Annotated in this window: 18 protein-coding genes; 5 read left to right on the top strand and 13 right to left on the bottom strand. The window is 57.1% G+C overall.

The genetic code is table 11. The annotated features are described in order from the left end of the window. Nucleotides 1–57: 57 nt before the first annotated feature. A complete protein-coding gene (locus ACIPF8_RS13245) occupies nucleotides 58–1,461 on the bottom strand; it encodes a sensor histidine kinase (RefSeq protein WP_400421602.1) in 1,404 nt (467 codons plus the stop codon). Next, on the bottom strand, nucleotides 1,458–2,132 hold the full coding sequence (locus tag ACIPF8_RS13240; RefSeq protein WP_400421600.1) for a response regulator: 675 nt from the start codon (nucleotides 2,130–2,132) through the stop codon (nucleotides 1,458–1,460). The genes ACIPF8_RS13245 and ACIPF8_RS13240 overlap by 4 nt, the downstream gene beginning before the upstream one ends. Before the next feature lie 162 nt (nucleotides 2,133–2,294). On the opposite strand from ACIPF8_RS13240, the gene ACIPF8_RS13235 reads away from it, so the two are divergent. From ACIPF8_RS13235 to ACIPF8_RS13225, 3 genes are all read left to right on the top strand, one after another. Next, nucleotides 2,295–3,311 (top strand): ABC transporter substrate-binding protein, encoded by a 1,017-nt coding sequence (locus ACIPF8_RS13235; protein ID WP_400421598.1) that lies wholly within the window; start codon nucleotides 2,295–2,297, stop codon nucleotides 3,309–3,311. Between the two features lie 161 nt (nucleotides 3,312–3,472). Beyond that, a complete protein-coding gene (locus tag ACIPF8_RS13230) occupies nucleotides 3,473–4,306 on the top strand; it encodes an ABC transporter ATP-binding protein (RefSeq protein WP_400421597.1) in 834 nt (277 codons plus the stop codon). 84 nt (nucleotides 4,307–4,390) lie between these two features. Then, nucleotides 4,391–5,245, top strand: a complete 855-nt coding sequence (locus ACIPF8_RS13225; RefSeq protein ID WP_400421595.1) for an ABC transporter permease — start codon at nucleotides 4,391–4,393, stop codon at nucleotides 5,243–5,245. Nucleotides 5,246–5,347: 102 nt separating this feature from the next. Here the strand turns inward: ACIPF8_RS13225 and ACIPF8_RS13220 are convergent, their stop codons facing one another. The 11 genes from ACIPF8_RS13220 to ACIPF8_RS13170 all read right to left on the bottom strand — a co-directional run bounded on the left by ACIPF8_RS13220 (nucleotide 5,348) and on the right by ACIPF8_RS13170 (nucleotide 16,667). Further along, nucleotides 5,348–6,082, bottom strand: coding sequence for a metallophosphoesterase family protein (locus ACIPF8_RS13220; protein WP_400421593.1), 735 nt, complete (start codon nucleotides 6,080–6,082; stop codon nucleotides 5,348–5,350). Nucleotides 6,083–6,211: 129 nt separating this feature from the next. After that, nucleotides 6,212–7,891 carry a PhoH family protein gene (locus ACIPF8_RS13215; RefSeq protein ID WP_400421591.1) on the bottom strand — a complete coding sequence of 560 codons (1,680 nt, stop codon included), beginning with the start codon at nucleotides 7,889–7,891 and terminating at the stop codon, nucleotides 6,212–6,214. Between the two features lie 219 nt (nucleotides 7,892–8,110). Continuing rightward, the gene (locus ACIPF8_RS13210; protein WP_400421885.1) at nucleotides 8,111–8,554 is read right to left on the bottom strand and encodes a peroxiredoxin; all 444 of its coding nucleotides are present in this window, start codon (nucleotides 8,552–8,554) and stop codon (nucleotides 8,111–8,113) included. Between the two features lie 206 nt (nucleotides 8,555–8,760). Beyond that, nucleotides 8,761–9,714: a polysaccharide deacetylase family protein gene (locus ACIPF8_RS13205; protein WP_400421589.1), complete on the bottom strand. Its 954-nt coding sequence runs from the start codon at nucleotides 9,712–9,714 to the stop codon at nucleotides 8,761–8,763. A gap of 116 nt (nucleotides 9,715–9,830) precedes the next feature. Beyond that, a complete protein-coding gene (locus tag ACIPF8_RS13200; protein ID WP_211441600.1) occupies nucleotides 9,831–10,886 on the bottom strand; it encodes a bifunctional UDP-4-keto-pentose/UDP-xylose synthase in 1,056 nt (351 codons plus the stop codon). A 115-nt stretch (nucleotides 10,887–11,001) separates the two neighbouring features. Then, entirely contained in the window at nucleotides 11,002–11,910 is a 909-nt protein-coding gene (locus ACIPF8_RS13195; RefSeq protein ID WP_400421587.1) for a formyltransferase, read from the bottom strand. Continuing rightward, a complete protein-coding gene (locus tag ACIPF8_RS13190) occupies nucleotides 11,907–12,863 on the bottom strand; it encodes a glycosyltransferase (protein WP_400421586.1) in 957 nt (318 codons plus the stop codon). The genes ACIPF8_RS13195 and ACIPF8_RS13190 overlap by 4 nt, the downstream gene beginning before the upstream one ends. A gap of 16 nt (nucleotides 12,864–12,879) precedes the next feature. Beyond that, nucleotides 12,880–14,016, bottom strand: coding sequence for a DegT/DnrJ/EryC1/StrS family aminotransferase (locus ACIPF8_RS13185; RefSeq protein ID WP_400421584.1), 1,137 nt, complete (start codon nucleotides 14,014–14,016; stop codon nucleotides 12,880–12,882). 59 nt (nucleotides 14,017–14,075) lie between these two features. Further along, nucleotides 14,076–14,447 (bottom strand): EamA family transporter, encoded by a 372-nt coding sequence (locus ACIPF8_RS13180; protein WP_400421583.1) that lies wholly within the window; start codon nucleotides 14,445–14,447, stop codon nucleotides 14,076–14,078. Nucleotides 14,448–14,491: 44 nt separating this feature from the next. Next, a complete protein-coding gene (locus ACIPF8_RS13175; protein WP_400421581.1) occupies nucleotides 14,492–16,276 on the bottom strand; it encodes a glycosyltransferase family 39 protein in 1,785 nt (594 codons plus the stop codon). Then, nucleotides 16,269–16,667: an Mth938-like domain-containing protein gene (locus ACIPF8_RS13170; RefSeq protein ID WP_400421579.1), complete on the bottom strand. Its 399-nt coding sequence runs from the start codon at nucleotides 16,665–16,667 to the stop codon at nucleotides 16,269–16,271. The genes ACIPF8_RS13175 and ACIPF8_RS13170 overlap by 8 nt, the downstream gene beginning before the upstream one ends. Before the next feature lie 443 nt (nucleotides 16,668–17,110). Here ACIPF8_RS13170 and ACIPF8_RS13165 point away from each other — a divergent pair, with 443 nt between their 5' ends. Both ACIPF8_RS13165 and ACIPF8_RS13160 read left to right on the top strand, forming a co-directional pair. After that, nucleotides 17,111–18,340, top strand: coding sequence for a pyridoxal phosphate-dependent aminotransferase (locus ACIPF8_RS13165; protein WP_400421577.1), 1,230 nt, complete (start codon nucleotides 17,111–17,113; stop codon nucleotides 18,338–18,340). Nucleotides 18,341–18,390: 50 nt separating this feature from the next. Beyond that, a complete protein-coding gene (locus tag ACIPF8_RS13160) occupies nucleotides 18,391–19,701 on the top strand; it encodes a homoserine dehydrogenase (RefSeq protein WP_061533162.1) in 1,311 nt (436 codons plus the stop codon). Nucleotides 19,702–19,708 lie beyond the last annotated feature (7 nt).

Genomic DNA, 19,708 nt, shown 5'->3' with positions numbered 1-19,708 from the left:
AATATACTGCAAATTAAAATTCTTTGCTGAGCACAAGCTAGAAGTGTTGTTCAAGCTTCAGTGAATTTCAATATCGGTCTTCGCTGGCGTGCAGGCCGGCAGGCGTACCGTCACGGTGAGGCCGCGTTGTCGTTCGCCACTGCCCAGCGTCACTGTGCCTTGCGCAGCGAGGACGATTTCCTTGACGATAGCGAGCCCGAGGCCGGTGCCTTCTTGCCCCGGAGCAGCGTTGCGGAAGAAGCGTTCGAACACGCGATCGCGGACTTCGGCCGGAATGCCGGGGCCGTCGTCACTGACGCTGAGATCGATCCAGCCGTCGTTGAGCGCGAGCGTTACGGTCACTTTGCCGTTCGCCGGGGTATAGCGGATGGCGTTGTCGACCAGGTTCATCAGCATGGCGCTGAACAGGGCTTCGTTGCCCATCGCCCACGCCTGCTCAATATCGGTGTCGAAGCCGAGGTCGATGTTCTTGCGTTGCGCCAGGTCGACGATCTCTTCCAGCACGGTTGCCGCCAGCGCGATCAGGTCCACCGGATGCCTGAGGAATGCCGTGGTGTTGGCGGCTTCCGCCTGTGACAGCAACAAGAGCTTGTTGGTCAGGTCGGTCATGTTGCGGCTGCTTTCCTGCAGCGCTTGCAGCACTTCGCCGCGCCGGGTTTCGTCATCGAGGCGGCGCGCAAACTGGATTTGCGAATCGATCAGCGTCAGCGGTGTGCGCAGCTGGTGTGCGGCATCGGTGATAAAGCGCTTCTGCGCCGCCACCTGGGCATTGAGGCGCTGGATGGTTTGATTCAATGCTTCGACGATAGGGCGCAGTTCCAGTTGCAGCTGACCCGGCTTGATCGGTGACAGTGAGGTGGCGTCGCGCAATGCCAACTGGTCTTTCAAATTCATCAGCGGCCGCAACTCGATGGTCAGGCCGATCACTACCAGCGCGATCGCCAGCAGCAACATGGCGATTTGCCGATGCAGGGCAGGGCGCCATAACCCGGCCAGCATCTGGTCGTGGGAGCGGGTGGTCTGCCCCACCAGAATCGCTACCTTACGCAGTTGTCCGCTGTCGTACAGCGTGCGTACGGCGCTGACGACGCGCAAGGCCTCGCCATGGTATTCGATGCTACGAAACGCTGGCGCGCTAACCGGGAAGCGCAGGATTTCCGGAAAATCGGGACGTCCAGCCAGCAGCTTTTCGTGGTCGGTGATGACCTGGTAATACACCTGGTCCTGTTCGGGCGAAACCAGCAGCTCCAGCGCCGCCGGCGGCACGCTGACATGCGGTACGCCGTCCTGCCAGAGAATGGCGCCGGCGATCACCTGGGCCGACGCCAGCAGTGCATGATCCTGGATTAGATCGGCCGTTTGCCGCGCACTGCGATACGACAGCGATGCGCTGATGGCGACGAACAGCGTCAGTGGAATCAGCAGCCACAGCAGCAAGCGCAGGCGCAGGCTGATGATCACTTGAGATCTTTCTGTTTGAGCAGATAGCCGAGCCCGCGCAGTGTCATGATCGCAGCCTGGCAGTGTTCCAGTTTCTTGCGCAGACGATGGATGTAGATTTCAATCGCGTCTGCGCTGGGCTCGTCGTCGAGGCCGAAGACGCTGCTCATCAGCGCTGCCTTCGATACGGTCTTGCCCTGCTTGAGCATCAATATCTCGAGCACGTCGTGCTCGCGCCCCGGTAGCGCCAGCAACTGGCCGGCGATCGAGAATTGCCGCGTATTGCTGTCGTAGCGCAGGTCGGCGCAATGCATTTCGGCGGCCTTGCCGGGAGTCTGGCGGCGGATCAGCGCCTTGATGCGAGCCACCAGCTCACGCACTTCGAATGGCTTGACCAGATAGTCGTCGGCGCCGGCGCCGAGACAATCCACTTTTTCATCGATCGAACCGCTGGCGGTGAGAATCATCACCGGCACGTTGTTGTGGCGCTCGCGCAGCCGCCGCAATACGCTCTTGCCGTTCATCTTCGGCAGTTGCAGGTCGAGCAGCACGACGTCGTAGCTTTCGCTTTGCAGCAGACGGTCGGCGGCTTCTCCATCGGTGGCGAGATCCAGCGTGAATTTTTCTTCCTTCAGGATCTTGCTGAGCCACAGCGCCAGCGGCGGATTGTCTTCGATCAGGAGTAGTTTCATTGAAGTGGCATGGTTTGGTTATGTTGCGCTGCATGCAAAATAACAGGAATTTGGAAAGCTGGATGAAAGTTATCGCAGCCTAGAATACGCCCAAGACTGGAGCAACGGCTTGCATCCTGCGGATCCGGTCATTATCCCAAAAAAACAAATGGAGACAACACAATGCAGACTCTCGTCCGAGGTTCCCTGATTTCCGCCTTGCTGGCCGCTGCCGGCGTGCTGTGCGCCGGCCAGGCCGTCGCCGCCGATTCGGGCAAGATCACGATCATGGTTGGCGGCATCACCAAGATGATCTACCTGCCGGCCAAACTGACCGAGCAGCTCGGCTACTTCAAGGAAGAGGGCCTGGATGTCGAACTGCAGTCGCAACCGGCTGGCGTCGATGCTGAAAATGAACTGTTGGCAGGCGCGGTGCAAGCCGTTGTCGGCTTCTACGATCACTCGATCGATTTGCAGAGCAAGGGCAAGGAAATCACTGCAATCACGATTTTCGGCCAGGTGCCGGGCGAAGTCGAAATGGTGTCGAGCAAAGCCGCTGCAACCATCAAGAGCATGGCCGACGTCAAAGGCAAGACATTGGGTGTGACCGGCCTCGGCTCATCGACCAATTTCCTGACGCAATACCTCGCTGCGAAGCAAGGCATCACCTCCAACCAGTTCTCGGTGCTGCCGGTTGGCGCCGACAATACTTTCATCGTCGCCATCAAGCAAGGTCGCATCGATGCCGGCATGACGACTGAGCCGACCGTATCGCAGTTGTTGAAGACTGGCGATGCGTCGGTGCTGGTCGACATGCGTACGGTGGAGGGCACCGTCAAGGCGCTGGGCGGTTTGTATCCGGCCTCCAGCCTGTACGTCCAGCGTCCGTGGCTCAATACGCACAAGGCAGAAGCCGCCAAGTTGGCGCGCGCCTTCGTCAAGACACTGAAGTTCATCAATACCCATAGTGCTGCTGAAATCGCCGACAAGATGCCGAAGGATTACTACGGCAATAACAAGCCGATGTATGTGCAGGCCTTGCAAAACTCCCTGCCGATGTTCTCGCCGGATGGAAGAATGCCGGCCGGCGGCCCGGAAACCGTGCTGCAGGTGTTGTCCGGATTTAATCCGAACGTCAAGGGCAAGCACATCGACCTCTCCAAAACCTACACCAACGAATTTGTCAGCGCGACAAAGTAAGGATGCTTGGTGATGGTGCTTAGTTATAGAGCTTGGTTATAGAGCTTAGTTAAGTCTGTATCAGGTGTTCCACAACGGCAGGCGCCACGCCTACCGCGGGGGACGTGCACGCCGCAAATCGGGCGCCTGGTGCAAGCTGGTTCTCACAAAGGAAATATCGAATGAATCAAACAATATCCGCTGCGGCTCCATCGACGGCCGGCCAGCAAATTTCGCGCGACACGCCGGCCATTGAGTTGCGTAACGTCTCTTGCCGTTTCATTTCGCCGGACGGCAAGGCTACCGTGGCTCTGCGCGATTTCACGATGAGCGTGGCGCGTGGCGAATTCGTCGCGATTGTCGGTCCGACTGGTTGCGGCAAGTCGACCACCCTCAGCATGATCACCGGCCTGCTCAAGCCGACTGTCGGCGAGGTGCGCATCATGGGTGAGCCGGTCAACGGCATCGATCCGCGCATCGGCTTCGTGTTCCAGAACGATGCGGTGTTCCCATGGCGCAGCGTGCTGCACAATGTCGCGGCGGGACCGCTGTTCCGCGGCAAGCCGAAAGACGCCGCCTATGCCCTGGCAGAAGAGTGGATACGCCGCGTCGGCCTCGATAAATTCAGCAACCACTATCCGCATCAGCTGTCCGGCGGCATGCGCAAACGCGTGGCCCTGGCGCAGACCTTCATCAACAGTCCTGAAATCCTGTTGATGGATGAACCGTTCAGTGCGCTCGACATGCAGACCCGCACCCTGATGCAGGATGAACTGTTGCAGCTGTGGTCGTCGCAAGCCGGTTCGGTGGTGTTCGTCACCCACGATCTGGAAGAAGCGATTGCGCTGGCCGACAAGGTCTACGTGCTGACTGCGCGTCCTGCCACCTTGAAGAGCGTGTACGAGATCGATCTGCCGCGTCCGCGCGTCATGTCGGAAGTGCGCTACGAGCAGCGCTTCATCGATATCTCGCGCAAGATCTGGGCCGATCTGCGTGAAGAAGTACATATCAGCTAACTAGCCATCGGCATTTATTCCATTTACATACCGTCGCCTGTTTCGATATGGATTTCAAATAGGCGAGAGGAAAAAGGCAACTCAATGAATCAAGCACATGCAATCGACAAACTCAGCGCGGCCAGCCTGGCGACTGTCGAACAAGAAGCACAACGGAAAATCAAACAACGCCACTGGCTGGTGATTTCATTGCGACTGGCGATCCTGGTGATTACGCTAGGCGGATGGGAACTGGCGGCGCGGCTGAACTGGATCGATCCATTTTTCTTTTCGCAGCCAACATTGATCGTAATCCAGATCTACGACTGGATCGTCGAGGGAACCTCGCAAGGGCCGCTGTGGACGCAAGTGCTGGTGACGCTGGAAGAAACTGTCTTGGGCTTTCTGATCGGTTCGGTGGCCGGCGTCATTTGCGGCATTTTATTGGGCCGTAACAAGCTGCTGTCGGATGTCTTCAGTATTTATATTCAGATTGCCAACTCGATTCCACGGGTTGTGCTGGGATCGATTTTCGTCATCGCACTGGGCCTGGGTATGGCTTCCAAAGTGGCGTTGGCGGTGGTGATGGTGTTCTTCGTGGTGTTCGGCAATGCATTCCAGGGCGTGCGCGAAGCAGACCGTTACATGATTGCCAATGCGCAGATCCTCGGCGCCTCGCCGCGCCAGGTCACCATGTCGGTAGTGATTCCATCGGCGCTGAGCTGGATTCTGGCGAGCTTGCATGTCAGTTTCGGCTTTGCACTGGTCGGTGCAGTTGTGGGGGAATTCCTCGGCTCCAAGCAAGGTATCGGCTTGTTGATCTCGACCGCGCAAGGCGCATTCAACGCCAGCGGCGTGTTTGCAGCGATGATTGTGCTGGCAGTGGTGGCGCTGGCTGCAGACTATTTACTGACAACCTTAGAAAAACGTTTGCTGAAATGGCGTCCTGTGGCATTCTAGTTTCCATCTGACGTATTTCACATTTGTATTTCAGTCTTAAGGTTGCGGCGCATTTAACGATGCGCCGTTTTTTTTGACTTTTTTATTTGTCAAAAGAGAAATTCAAACTCTTCCGCTGGCCAGCCATTGCGCCCAGTCCGGCCGGCCATTTCGCAATGCTGTCCGTGCTGCCTGCTGATGATCGTAGGCGACGCACAGGTGTGCCACGCTCCAGCCGTCGCTGGTTTGCTCGCATATGGCGTAGCGGGCATGCGGACTGCCATTCTCAATCGTATGGAAGCAGGGCTGGTCGTCGTCATAAGCCTGCAAACCGACGCTGCCCGGATTGACAACCAGGCGTCCGCCCGAAATGGCGCAGCTGCGCGGCTTGTGCGTGTGGCCGCAAATGATCAGGCTGTGTGCGATGCCCGCTGCACGGGCTTCGATATCGCTACCTGCGGCCATGCGACAGCCATGCTGGTCAACCTGTTCCAAAAAATACACCAGGTCATTGTTAGGTGTGCCATGGCACATGAAAACGTCTTTGCTGATCTCCAACGTGGCGGGCAGGGAGCGAATCCAGTCGCGCTGAGTTGCCGTCGTGTTGTCATAGGCGAACTGGTCGCTCGGTTGGCCCGGCCGCTCTGCGCAGTCGAGCAGGTGCCGCTCGTGGTTGCCACGGATCGTAGGTAGTTGCAGCGGCATCAACAGATCGGCGGTTGCCGATGGTTCCAGCGGGCCGGAAAGGATGTCGCCGGCATTGACGATCAGGTCGGCACCACGGCGCTTGATATCCGCCAGCACGGCTTCCAGGGCCAGGATGTTTCCATGGATGTCGGAGAGAATGGCAAGTTTCATGGCGGTTTCTTTCATGGCGGGTAATACGAATATTGCACCACCAAATAAAAACGGGTGCAATTCAATCAAGATCGAATTGCACCCGCTGGACCTCTGCAGCGCCTGGTTGGGCGCCGCGGTCAGTCGTTGTTACAGTACGTCGCTGGCATGATCAGCCAGGCGCGAGCGTTCGCCGCGCGCCAGCGTCACGTGGCCGCTATGCGACCAGCCCTTGAAGCGGTCGACCACATAGGTCAGGCCGCTGGAGCCTTCGGTCAGGTACGGCGTATCGATCTGCGCAATGTTGCCCAGGCAGATGATCTTGGTGCCCGGACCGGCACGCGTGACCAGCGTCTTCATTTGCTTCGGCGTCAAGTTTTGCGCTTCGTCGATGATCAGGAACTTGTTGACGAAAGTGCGGCCGCGCATGAAGTTGAGCGACTTGATCTTGATGCGTGAACGAATCAGATCCTGGGTGGCGGCGCGACCCCATTCGCCGGCATCCGAATCGGATTTGTTGAGCACTTCCAGATTGTCGTCGAAGGCACCCATCCACGGCCCCATCTTCTCTTCCTCGGTACCCGGCAGGAAACCGATATCCTCACCGACCGGCACCGTGACGCGGGTCACGATGATTTCGTTGTAGGTCTTGGTTTCCAGTACCTGCGCCAGGCCTGCCGCCAGCGCCAGCAAGGTCTTGCCGGTACCGGCCTGGCCCAGCAAGGTGACGAAGTCGCAGTCGGGATTCATCAGCAGGTTCAATGCAAAGTTCTGCTCGCGGTTGCGGGCGGTAATGCCCCACACGCTGTTCTTGGCGTGTCCGTAGTCGCGCAAGGTTTGCAGCACTGCTGTCTTGCCGTTGATCTGCGTGACTTGTCCGTAGAACGCCGGTTCACCGTTTTTCGGTTCAATGAACACGAACTGGTTGACCAGCAACGACGGCACCAGCGGGCCGCTCAGGCGGTAGAAGGTATAGCCGGTGCCATGCTTGTTTTCCTGCCAGGATTCGATGCCCTTGCCGTGCTTGATCCAGAAATCGTCCGGCAATTGCTGGATGCCCGAGTACAGCAGATCGGTATCTTCCAGCACATGGTCATTGAAATAGTCTTCCGCCGGCAAGCCCATTGCACGGGCCTTGATGCGCATGTTGATGTCTTTCGACACCAGCACCACCGGACGGCCCGGGGTTTCTGCTTCCAGTGCGCGCACCACGCCGAGAATCTGGTTGTCGGCTTTGCCTACCGGCAGACCTTCAGGCAGGTCGACATTCTGCAGTTTGGTCTGGAAGAACAGGTGGCCCTTGGCATCCTTGTTGCCGAGTTTCGACAATGGAATGCCATGGTCGATTTCGTCATCGACCACATCGCCAACCAGTGCATCCAGCGAGCGTGAAACCTGGCGCGCATTACGCGCTACTTCGGACATGCCTTTCTTGTGGTTGTCGAGCTCTTCCAGCGTCACCATCGGCAGATAGATGTCATGTTCCTCGAAACGGAACAGCGATGTTGGATCATGCATCAGCACGTTGGTGTCCAGCACGAACAGCTTGGTGACACCGGATTTGTCGGCGGCGCGGCTGGTGTTCGATTTCGGACGGCTGTCGGCGCTCTTGGCCGGTTTTTCGGCGGCGCGTGAGTTCTCAGCCGGGGCCTTGTCGGTCTTGCGCGCCTCTACCGCTTTATTGCGGGCCTGCGGTGCTACTTCTTTGATACGGGTAATCGGTTCGACAACTGCGATACGTGGTTTGACGGCTTTGCCGGCTTCCGCTTTTGGATACTCCTGCACAGACAATAAAGCAGCGGGTTTGGTCGGTAATTTTGGTAGGGGCATCAGAACCTCGCTCTAAAGATGAAATAAATGTTCGCTTTGGTGATAACACGAACTGGACCAAACGGGTGAAGCAACGCCTAGAACAACAGAAAAATAGTTAAAAAACATTAATCACGAGGAGGAAGCGATAGCAATCTACAAATTAAAAAGTAAAAAAGCCGTTTGGGAAGGCCTTCAGGCCTTGCCACAAACGGCTTCCAAAATTATTTTTTTGTGAATTCAATGACTTAAAAACTCCAATACTTCTTCAACATGCGCTGGCACCTTCACTCCACGCCATTCTTTCACCAATGTGCCGGCGCCGTCAATCACAAACGTACTACGTTCGATGCCGCGTACTTTTTTGCCGTACATATTTTTCATTTTCATGACATTGAACATCGCGCACAGCGTTTCGTCAGGATCTGAAATCAGGTCGAACGGCAAGCCCAGTTTGGCCTTGAAGCCCTCGTGGGAGCGGATGCTGTCGCGGCTGATGCCGAAGATCAAGGTGTTGTGCCGCTGGAATTCTGGATACAGGTCGCGAAACTGGATGGCTTCGGTGGTGCAGCCTGGCGTGTTGTCTTTCGGATAAAAGTACAGCACGATTTTCTGGCCCTGATAGTTCGATAACTTGAACGTCTGTTCGCCAGTCATGGCGGCAGTGAAATCGGGCACTGTCATATTGATGATGGAAGGAGTGTCAGCCACGGTATTGTCCTGTTCATTAAAAATGATAATTGCGGCACAGGGTTCGGGGGCCGTCGCAGTAAGCGGCGTATCAGCCCGTTCCCAACTGACTGAGCAAGAATATTCAAGCAAGCAGTGCTTTTGCAAAACAGGGTAGACGAGCGTGGCCTTATCCGCCGGCAGCAATTTCCAATTGACGCTCAGCTAACCGCCATCTGCGCCTGCATGATCATTTCGCCCGAACGTCCCGGCAATTCCGCCCAGTTGAGCGGCACACTCGGCAGCGGCTGGTCTTTCACCTGCTGGTAATAATCTTCCATCGCGACCAGATCGTAGCCTTGCGCTTGCCAGCCCTGCAGCAATTGTTCGAATATGGGGGCGAGTTTTTGGCCTTCAAGCTCTGCGTGCAGAGTAAATACATGATCGCGTGGAGTTGCCGTCAATGCCAGGATATGGGCCGCGATATTCGACGGTGTCAGTTCGACGCCGTCGAAACTGCGTCCCAACAATTCGTCGAGTGTCGGCAGTGTAGTCGGCAATTGGATGCACGGCAGCGTCTTGCCGTTCACTTGCAGCCGATGCGGGCCAGCGGCGTTATCTGCGAGTGCGCCATTGTCGGTCAGCATGGCGCGTCCATCTGACGAATAGGCGATGCCGAATTTTTCCAGCTGCTCGAACGCGTAAGGGTTCATTTGCCAGCCGGCGGCGCCGTGGGTTTTCGGTGTTGTGCCGAAAACCTGGACGAAGCGGTCGTACGCGCGTTGCATCTGCTGCTGGGTCCAGTCCGCGCCGCGCTGCCGCACGTGATCCTGCCAGACGCGATGGTCCCAGGTATGGATGCCGCATTCGAAGCCGGCATCGCGCACTGCTTGCATGTATTTTGCACAAGTCTTGCCGATATCCGGGGCCGGCAACAGCACGCCATACATCAGGGTCTTCAAGCCATAGTGCTCGACCACCGAGGTGCGTGACACTTTCTGGAAGAAGCCCGGACGAAATACCTGCTTGAGCGCCCAGCCGGTATGGTCGTGGCCGAGCGAGAATAGGAAGGTGGCGCGCGCCTGATACTTGGTCAACAGGCGTACCAGGTTAGGTACCCCTTCGCGGGTGCCGCGATAGGTGTCGGCGTCGATTTTTAAAGTAAGAAGGGGCAAGTTGTGTGGGCTGGCAGTGAGTGTTCGAACAAGAGCGCTGAGTGATTCATTTCCGTGCCTGTCATTCCCGCGTTGGCGGGAATGACAGTGGTGCTAGCGAAAAGCTGGAGAAAAATTTAATCCATCAAAGCGCGTGCTTCGGCGACCTGGCCGCGATACGCGTCGAAAATATTGCGCAGGGTGTCGGCCATGGTGGTGGTCGGCTGCCAGTTCAGTTCGTCGCAGGTGTTGGTGATCTTCGGTACGCGGTTCTGCACGTCCTGATAACCCTTGCCGTAGTACGCAGCGGAGGTGGTCTCGACCAGCTTGACCTTCTTCGCCGAGTCGGCGTATTCAGGATATTCGGCAGCCAGTTTCAGCATCATGTCGGCCAGGTCGCGAATCGAATAGTTGTTGACCGGGTTGCCGATGTTGTAGATCTTGCCGCTGGCGACGCCGTCCTTGTTGGCGATGATCTTGATCAGTGCGTCGATGCCGTCGTCGATGTAGGTGAACGCACGTTTTTGCTGGCCGCCGTCGACCAGCGAGATGTTCTCGCCGCGGACGATATGGCCAAAGAATTGCGTGACCACGCGCGAGCTGCCTTCCTTCGGCGTGTGGATCGAATCCAGGCCGGCGCCGATCCAGTTGAATGGACGGAACAGCGTGAAGTTCAAGCCTTCTTCCATGCCGTAGCCCCAGATCACGCGGTCCATCAATTGCTTGGCGCAGGAATAGATCCAGCGCGGCTTGTTGATCGGGCCGCAGATCAGTTCGGATTGTTCCGGATCGAATTCTTCATCGTGGCACATGCCATAGACTTCCGAAGTCGATGGAAACACCAGGTGCTTGCCATACTTGGCAGCGGAACGCACGATCGGCAGGTTGGCTTCGAAGTCCAGTTCGAATACGCGCAGCGGTTGCTTGACGTAGGTCGACGGTGTGGCGATGGCGACCAGCGGCAGGATCACGTCGCATTTCTTGACGTGGTATTCGACCCATTCCTTGTTGATCGTGATGTCGCCTTCGAAGAAGTGCATGCGCGATTTGTATTCTTCATTGTCGAGCAGGTCGCGGATGCGGTCCGTCATCATGTCCATGCCGTAGACGTGCCAATCGGTGGTTTCCAGGATGCGCTTGGACAGGTGGTGGCCGATGAAACCATTGACGCCGAGGATGAGGACTTTTTTCATGTTGATATCTTGTTGTTAGGTTGCCATTCGACGGAACGGAGGCTCAAACACTGCAATGCCTGGGTGGCATCGTGGTAAAGGGCTCCGCGCTGTTCGCAGGATGACACAACCGGTTTTATAAAAGGATGTTTTGTAATGCCTCTGGCGTCACGGTTTTACCGTCGGCCAGCAATTCGTTAATCAACAGCGCGCGGCCATCGCCACATACGCCAACAATGCGATTATCCACTACCGCCAAGCCCCGAGGCAAATTTGCGGGAAGATTTTCGATAAAGTTGTCCGATAGGTATGCTTTTCCGATAATCAGAGTGCGATCCTTGATCACGGTCCAGGCGCCAGGGTAGGGCGGCGCGACCGCACGGAACAGGTTATACACCTGCTGCGCCGGCTGGTTCCAGTCGATTTCACCATCCGCCGGCTTGCGGCCGCCGAAATAGCTGCCTTGCGACAGATCGTTCGGCAGTTTTGGCGTTTGTCCTGCCAGCATCTCCGGCAGCACGTTCCACAAGGTTTGTTCAGCAGCAACCACGACCTTGCCGAATACTTCATAAGCAGTGTCGTCAGGCAGGATGGGCACTGCAGTCTGCGCGACAATGGCGCCGGCGTCAGGCTTGGCTGCCATTTCATGCAGGGTGGCGCCGGTTTCCGTTTCGCCGTGCAATACCGCCCAGTTGATCGGCACCCGGCCGCGGTACTTGGGCAGCAGCGAGCCATGCATATTGAAGGCGCCGTGCTTGGCCAGTGCCAGCAAAGCGACCGGCAGCATGTGACGGTAATAGAAACTGAAAATGAAGTCCGGCTGCGCTGCGGCGACCTGGGCCAGCAGTTCAGGCGTGGCGGGATCGGCTGGAGCGATGAATGGGATGCCGCGCTGGCGGCACAACGCCGATACCGACTCGAACCAGATGGTTTCTTGCGGATTGTCTTCGTGGGTCACCACCAGCGCGATGTCGACGCCGCGCGCCAGCAGGACTTTCAGGCAGCGTACGCCGACGTTGTGATAGGCGAAAACGACTGCTTTCATGATGCTTGCTTGTCCTCAGATGACGATTGTTCCAGCATCGCTTGCACGACATAGCGTGGGCGCGCGCGCACTTGCTGGTAAATGCGGCCAACATATTCGCCGACCAGGCCGATGCCGAACAGGATAATACCCATCAGGAAGAAGGCAAAGGCGAACAGGGTGAACACACCTTGGACTTCGGCGCCAAGCACGAAGCGGCGTACCAACAGCAATACGAACAGCGCAGCGGAAGCGAAGGACAGCACAATCCCGATTAGCGAAAACAACTGCAGCGGCACGATCGAAAAGCCGGTGACCAGGTCGAAATTCAGGCGGATCAGGCTGTACAAGGAATACTTCGATTCGCCGGCCGCGCGCTCTTCGTGTTCGACCACGATTTCAGTTTCTTTGCGGGCAAAGGTATAAGCCAGCGCCGGCACGAAAGTGTTGACTTCCTTGCACTGGTTGATCAGGTCCACCACGTTGCGGCCATAGGCGCGCAGCATGTTGCCCTGGTCGGTCATCTTGATGCCGGTGATTTTTTCGCGCAGCAGGTTCATGGCCTTGGAGGCGATGGTGCGCCAGGCCGAATCCTGGCGCTTGCGGCGGATCGATCCGACGTAGTCGTAGCCTTCGCGCATCTTGGCCACCAGGTTGCCGATTTCTTCCGGCGGATTCTGCAGGTCAGCGTCGAGCGTGACGGTGATCTCGCCGCGGCTGGCTTCAAAGCCGGCCAGGATCGCCATGTGCTGGCCGAAATTGCCGTTGAACAGGACGACGCGGGTGACATCGGGTCGCAACCTGAACTGTTCTGCCAGGATTGCGGCCGATTTGTCGCGGCTGCCGTCGTTGATGTACAGAATTTCATAGCTGATGCCAAGTGCATCAAGCGCCGGGTAGAGGCGCTCGAACAGTTTAGCGAGGCCCGATTCCTCGTTGTATACCGGGATGACGACGGAAAGTTCTGGTTTCATCAAGCGATTGTCAATTTTATTGAAGAACGGATTTTACCGCGGAGACGGCACGTTCGACATCGTTCTTCGTCATCACGTTGAACAGTGGCAGCGAGACGATCAGCCGGCCGACTCTTTCTGCCACCGGGAACATGCCTTCCTTGAAGCCGCGCGCCCGATACATGCTGAGCAAATGGATCGCCGGGTAGTGGTAGCCGATGCCGATACCGCGTTCCTGCATCTGCTCCATGAACGTGGCGCGCGCCGGTTTGCCGTCTTTGCGCTCCGGCAGCACCAGCTGGAACATGTGCCAGTTACTGTTTTCGAAATCCGGAACCGGCAACTGAGCGCCGTATTTGGCTTCAAAGTCGCTGCCGAAGCAGCTGAAATAATGCTGCGCCAGCTCGCGCCGATGCGCGGTGATGGCTTCAATATGGGCAAACTGGCCGAGGCCGATGGCTGCGGCAACGTCGGTCATGTTGAATTTCCCGCCCAGCACATCGACATCGAGGCCATCGAAGCCGCTGCGGGTGACGCCTTGCAAGCGGTATTTTTCCGCCAGGCGCGCTTCCTCGGCATTGTTCAACACCAGGCAGCCGCCTTCGGAAGAAGTGATGTTCTTGTTGGCCTGGAAGCTGAATGAGGCAAAGTCGCCGAAGGAGCCGATGCGCTGGCCGTTCCATGTCGATCCCAGCGCTTGTGCGGCATCTTCGACTACGCGCAGATTATGTTTCTTCGCCAGCGCATACAGGCGGTCCATGTCGACCGGCAGGCCCGACAGGTAGACCGGGATGATGGCCTTGGTGCGCGGCGTAATCGCGGCTTCAACCTGGGCCAGGTCGATGTTGCGGGTGATTGGGTCGATATCGGCGAACACCGGCGTGGCGCCGGTTTCGATAATCACGTTGGCGGTGGCAACCCAGGAAATCGGCGTCGTGATGACTTCATCACCGGCGCCGATGCCGGCGATGCGCAGCGCGATTTCCATGGTGCAGGTGCCGGAATTGAAAGTGCGCACCAGGCGGCCGCCGAAGTACTCCGATAACTGCGCTTCGAATGCCTGCACCTTGGGGCCGCTGGTAATCCAGCCGGAGCGCAAGACATCGCCGACGGCGGCGATGGTGGCTTCATCGATGGTGGGTTTGGCAAACGGCAGGAATGGTTGTTGGCTCATGTTGTTTGTGGATTCCAATGTGAATTTGGTGGAGCGATCTACAGCTTCTCTTGATGGACTTAGCTGCGGGTCAGCAATACTACGCCGACGATGATGATGCCGATGGCAAGCAAGCGCTGTGCCGAAATCGCTTCACCCAGGAAGTACCAGGCGCCGACGGCGCTGATGATATAGCCCATCGATAGCATCGGATAGGCGATTGTGACGTCGACTCGCGACAAGCCGATGATCCAGACCCCCACCGAAATCACGTAGCAGGTCAGGCCGCCCAGGATCGGTAGCTGTGTCGCCAACTTGAGGCCGGTGGCAAACCAGTTTTGCGACGTCAGGTGGATCGCGCCAACCGCGTTGGTGCCGGCCTTCAGCAACAACTGGGCCACGGCATTCAGGCAGACGCCGGCAAGGATGAAGGCAAAGGTTGTGATGTTCATGTATATGGTTGTTATTGGCTGCGTATTGGCTATTTATTGGCTGATTATGGGGCAGATGGCGCCGCCGCGGAGGCGGCGGGTGCTGCCGGGGATTCAGCTGGGGCTGCGTCAGTTGCTTGAGTTGCTGGAGTCGCTGGCGCCGCCGGAGCGACCGACGCAGCAGCAGGAACACCCAGGTTAGTCACGACCACACGGCGCGGATCTTCGGCGATAACCCGCATCGGTACGCCGCGTTGCGCCAGGTCGCGGTAGTTTTCCGGACGGATGATGGCGATGTCCTTCTTGCCGGCGGCCTGGTCGGCAGTCCACTTGACGACAAACGCATCGATGGTTGGAATCCACAGCTGCGGTTCCTGGCCAATGCCGAATTCCAGTTCATCCTTGTGCTGCACCATGGTCATGGTACGGCGCAGATAGAACGGCAAAGCCTGCTCGTATTTGCCAACCACATACAGCGTGGTTTGCGGCGTTATTTCGGCGTTGATGGCGGGCACCATGTCAATACCGGCCGAATAACGTCCTTGTGGATCGTGACCGTACATCAGCAATTGGCCGCCGATGAAACCGCTGGCGGCGAGGGCGACAATCGCCCATTCCCGTTGCCTGCGCACCAGCAGCAATGCCGCGATGGCGCCGATGAAGGCAACCACGGAGGCGCCGAACACCCATGGCACATGCGCTTGCAGCAAAGGCAGCGAGTAGGCGTCTTTGGCCAACGTTGGAATCTTCGATGACAATGCCAGGCCGATGACGGCCGGCAGCAGAAGCAGCAAGGCCGACGCTTGCACCGACTTGTTGCTGGCGTTATCCAGGTGACAAGCAATCAGCAGCGCCAGCGCCGGGAAGATCGGCAGGATGTACGACGGCAGCTTGGAGTCGGAAATGCTGAAGAACACGAAAATGAAGACGCTCCAGATCAGCAGCATTTTCTTCGGCTGGAAGCCGGACGCTGCACTGCGCTCGTGGGCGCCGTTCCACAAACTTTGGAACAATACGCCAAGCCACGGCACGATGCCCAGGATCAGAATCGGTACGAAGTAATACGGTGGGCCATAGCGGTTATGGATCTTGCTGGTGAAGCGCTGGAATTGTTCGTGGATGAAGAAGAATTGCAAAAATTCCGGATTCTTCATCGAAATCAATACAAACCACGGGGTTACGATAATAAAGAACAGGATCAGGCCCAGCACCAGGTGCAGTCGTTTCCAGATCGACCAATCGCGTGAAAACAGCGTATACAGCACCAATACCGCGCCCGGGATCAGTAAACCGATCAAGCCTTTCGACAAGACCGATAGCGCCATGCCAGCCCAGCACAGCAGCATCCAGTTGCGTTGTTCGCTGTGACTGATGTCGCTGCGTTGCGCCAGCAACAGCGCGCACAGTGCGATCGTCATCATGCCGGACAAGCCCATGTCGAGCGTGTTGATGTGGCCCAGGCCGGCCCACAGGAAGCTGGAGCCGAGCACCAGCGCTGCGTAGAAGCCGATGCGTGCAGAGAATATGCGAGTGCCGGTGAATGCCACCAAAACTACGCCGAGCAGGCCACACAAACCGGTCCACAAACGCGCCTGCCATTCGCCAAGGCCGAACAGTTCAAACGTGATGGCGTTCATCCAGGTTTGCAGCGGCGGCTTCTCAAAATACTTGAGGCCGTTCAATCGCAACGTGATCCAGTCGCCGGTGGCAACCATTTCACGCGCCATTTCGGCGTAGCGGCCCTCGTCGGTAGGCACCAGGGTGCGCGCGCCGAGCATATAAAACCAGATGATGCAGAACAGCAGGAAAAGTAGCCAGACGAAAGTTTTTGATTTGTGCAGTTCACGCATCTTGGGCGGTTTCCTTGTTGGTATTGAAAATCAGGGCCAGCACGACTTTGCGTCCTTCGGCCATCAAAATGTTGTAAGTGCGACAAGCAGCCTGGTTGTCCATGCATTCGACGCCGATGCGGCGCGCCGTCAGCACGGTGGTCAGTTTCGGGTGGACAAAACGCTGCCGCAGGCCGGTGCCGAGAATGACGACATCGGGCCGGGTGCTGTCTATATGAGCGAAATGTTCGGCCGTGAGAGCGTCGAATCCATTGACCGGCCAGACCACTGGCGCCGATTCGGGCAAGACCAGCAGGCTGTGCTCGTAGCGGGTCGCATTGATTTCCACGCCATGGTCGTCGTAGGCCGTGACGGTCTGGTATTGCTGGGTCGGAGTGGTATGTAGCTTCATTGCATTACCTTTAATTAGCTGGGCAAGGCCTGCTGCCGCATCAAAGCGGCGCCTGACCTCGTCACGCAAATAGTTGTCTGGTCATGTTCAGAGTAAAGATCAAGATAGCTCTAAAAACCAAGGATAGACCGAGGATGACCTGCAAATTTCCATAAAGTGGAAAATAAAGTGCTGCATTGTAGCGTTTTCCGCTGGGGAGCTTGCGTTATTGATTGATAAAACCTCACGCTTTCGGCAGAATGGGTGGTTCGGGCGGTGATTTGTGCACCGCCGAAAAGCTGTCCGGAAAGTCGTGAAATAAGCCTGGAGTGGTCCTGGGGCTGTCCTTACAAGGGGTAGCTGCTTGCATTTGCTGCGGCACACGTTTAAATGCGTGACGATAATCATTTTCCAGACAGCTTTTTAAAGCTCGATAATGTTGCGTAAAATACAAGGATTGTACTGTGCGACCGATTCAAAAATCGAAGAAACTGGATGATGTCTGTTACGACATCCGTGGCCCTGTGCTGGAAAAAGCGCGGCAAATGGAAGAAGAAGGCCACAAGATCATCAAGCTGAACATCGGCAACCTGGCGGTGTTCGGTTTTGAGCCGCCGGATGAAATTGTCCAGGACATGATCCGCAACATGGGCAATGCTTCCGGGTATACCGATTCCAAAGGCATGTTCGCGCCGCGCAAGTCGGTGATGCATTATTGTCAGCAGAAGCGCATTCAGGGCGTCACGATCGACGACATTTACCTGGGCAATGGCGCCTCGGAACTGATCGTGATGAGCATGAACGCCTTGCTCAACACCGGTGATGAAGTGCTGGTGCCATCACCCGACTATCCGCTCTGGACCGCTGCCGTCAGCCTGTCCGGCGGTACGCCGCGGCACTACATCTGCGACGAGCAGGCAGGCTGGTTCCCGGATATCGAAGATATCAAAAAGAAAATCAATTCGAACACGCGCGCAATCGTCGTCATCAACCCGAACAACCCGACCGGCGCCTTGTATCCGGTGGAGTTGCTGCAGCAGATCGTTGAACTGGCGCGCCAGCATCAGCTGATCATTTTTGCCGATGAGATCTACGACAAGGTGCTGTACGATGGCGAGGTGCATACGTCGCTGGCGTCATTGGCGGACGATGTGCTGTTCATTACCTTCAACGGCCTGTCGAAAAATTATCGGTCCTGCGGTTATCGCGCCGGCTGGATGGTGGTCTCGGGCGAGAAAAAACACGCCAAGGGTTATATAGAAGGCTTGAACATGCTGGCGTCGATGCGCCTGTGCGCCAATGCGCCGGGTCAGTATGCGATCCAGACTGCGCTGGGTGGTTATCAAAGCATTAATGATCTGGTCGGGCCAAACGGCCGTTTGACGCGGCAGCGCGACATGGCTTATAAATTGCTGACCGATATCCCGGGCGTGACTTGCGTCAAGCCGAAGGCGGCGCTGTACATGTTTCCGCGTCTCGATCCGAAGATGTATCCGATCAGCGATGACCAGGATTTCGCCTACGAGCTCTTGGCCGAACAGCGGGTCTTGATCGTGCAGGGCACCGGGTTCAATTGCCCGACGCCGGATCACTTCCGCGTGGTGTTCCTGCCGAACACCGATGATTTGGCCGATTCAATGGGACGCATTGCCAATTTCCTGGAAGGGTATCGCCGGCGTCACGGAACGGTTTGACGGTTGTAAGGTAGTTTTTTTATTCAATTTTTTCACAGACAGCAGAGAACATGAAATCCATCAAGGTAGGTTTGCTTGGCATAGGTACGGTCGGTTCCGGCACGTTTAACGTATTGAAGCGCAATCAGCAAGAAATTGCAGCGCGCGCCGGGAGAGCTATTGAAATTACGATGGTGGCCGATCTCGATACCGAGCGCGCCAAGAAGCTGACCAATGGCGAAGTGGCAGTCGTCAACGACGCTAACCTGGTCGTCAACAATCCCGATATCGACATCGTCATCGAACTGATCGGCGGCTACGGCATCGCCAAGGATCTGGTGCTGAAGGCGATCGCCAACGGCAAGCACGTGGTGACCGCCAACAAGGCCTTGATCGCGACCCATGGCAACGAGATTTTCAAGGCCGCGCAGGAAAAGGGCGTGATCGTTGCGTTTGAAGCAGCGGTAGCCGGCGGCATCCCGATCATCAAGGCGCTGCGTGAAGGCCTGACCGCTAACAGCATCCAGTGGATCGCCGGCATCATCAACGGCACTACCAATTTCATCCTGTCCGAAATGCGCGACAAAGGTCTCGACTTTGACGTCGTGCTGAAGGAAGCGCAACGCCTCGGCTACGCCGAAGCCGATCCAACCTTCGATATCGAGGGTGTCGACGCGGCCCACAAGCTGACCATCATGGCCTCGATCGCATTCGGTATCCCGGTGCAGTTCAGCAAGGCGCATGTGGAGGGCATCACCAAGCTGCAGGCTACCGACATCCGTTACGCCGAACAGCTCGGCTATCGCATCAAGCTGCTCGGTATTACCAAACGCACCGCCGGCGGCATCGAGCTGCGCGTGCATCCGACGCTGATTCCGAGCGCGCGCCTGATCGCCAATGTTGAAGGTGCGATGAATGCGGTGCTGGTGCGCGGCGACGCGGTTGGCGACACGCTGTATTACGGCAAGGGCGCCGGCGCCGAGCCGACCGCTTCGGCAGTGATCGCCGATCTGGTCGATATCACACGCCTGGCAACCGCCGATCCGGAACATCGCGTGCCACACCTGGCGTTCCAGCCGAATGCGATGGCCGATACGCCGATCCTGCCGATGGCCGAGATCACCACCAGCTACTACTTGCGCATGCATGTCGCCGATCAACCCGGCGTGCTGGCCGATGTCACGCGCATTTTGGCGGACTCGTCGATCTCGATTGATGCCATGCTGCAAAAAGAACCTGCGGCAGGTGAGACCCGTACTGATATCATTATGCTGACGCACCAGACCCAAGAAAAAAATGTCGAGGCAGCGATCGCCAAGATCGAAGCTTTGGCGACTGTGGTCGGTACGGTAACCAAGATTCGACTGGAAGAGCTGGGCTAATCCCCAT

It is taken from the genome of Collimonas sp. NPDC087041 (genome assembly GCF_044745265.1).
Classification (GTDB): domain Bacteria; phylum Pseudomonadota; class Gammaproteobacteria; order Burkholderiales; family Burkholderiaceae_D; genus Collimonas.
Note: the sequence above shows the minus strand (reverse complement) of the source record. Positions and strands in the feature narration are given on the sequence as shown.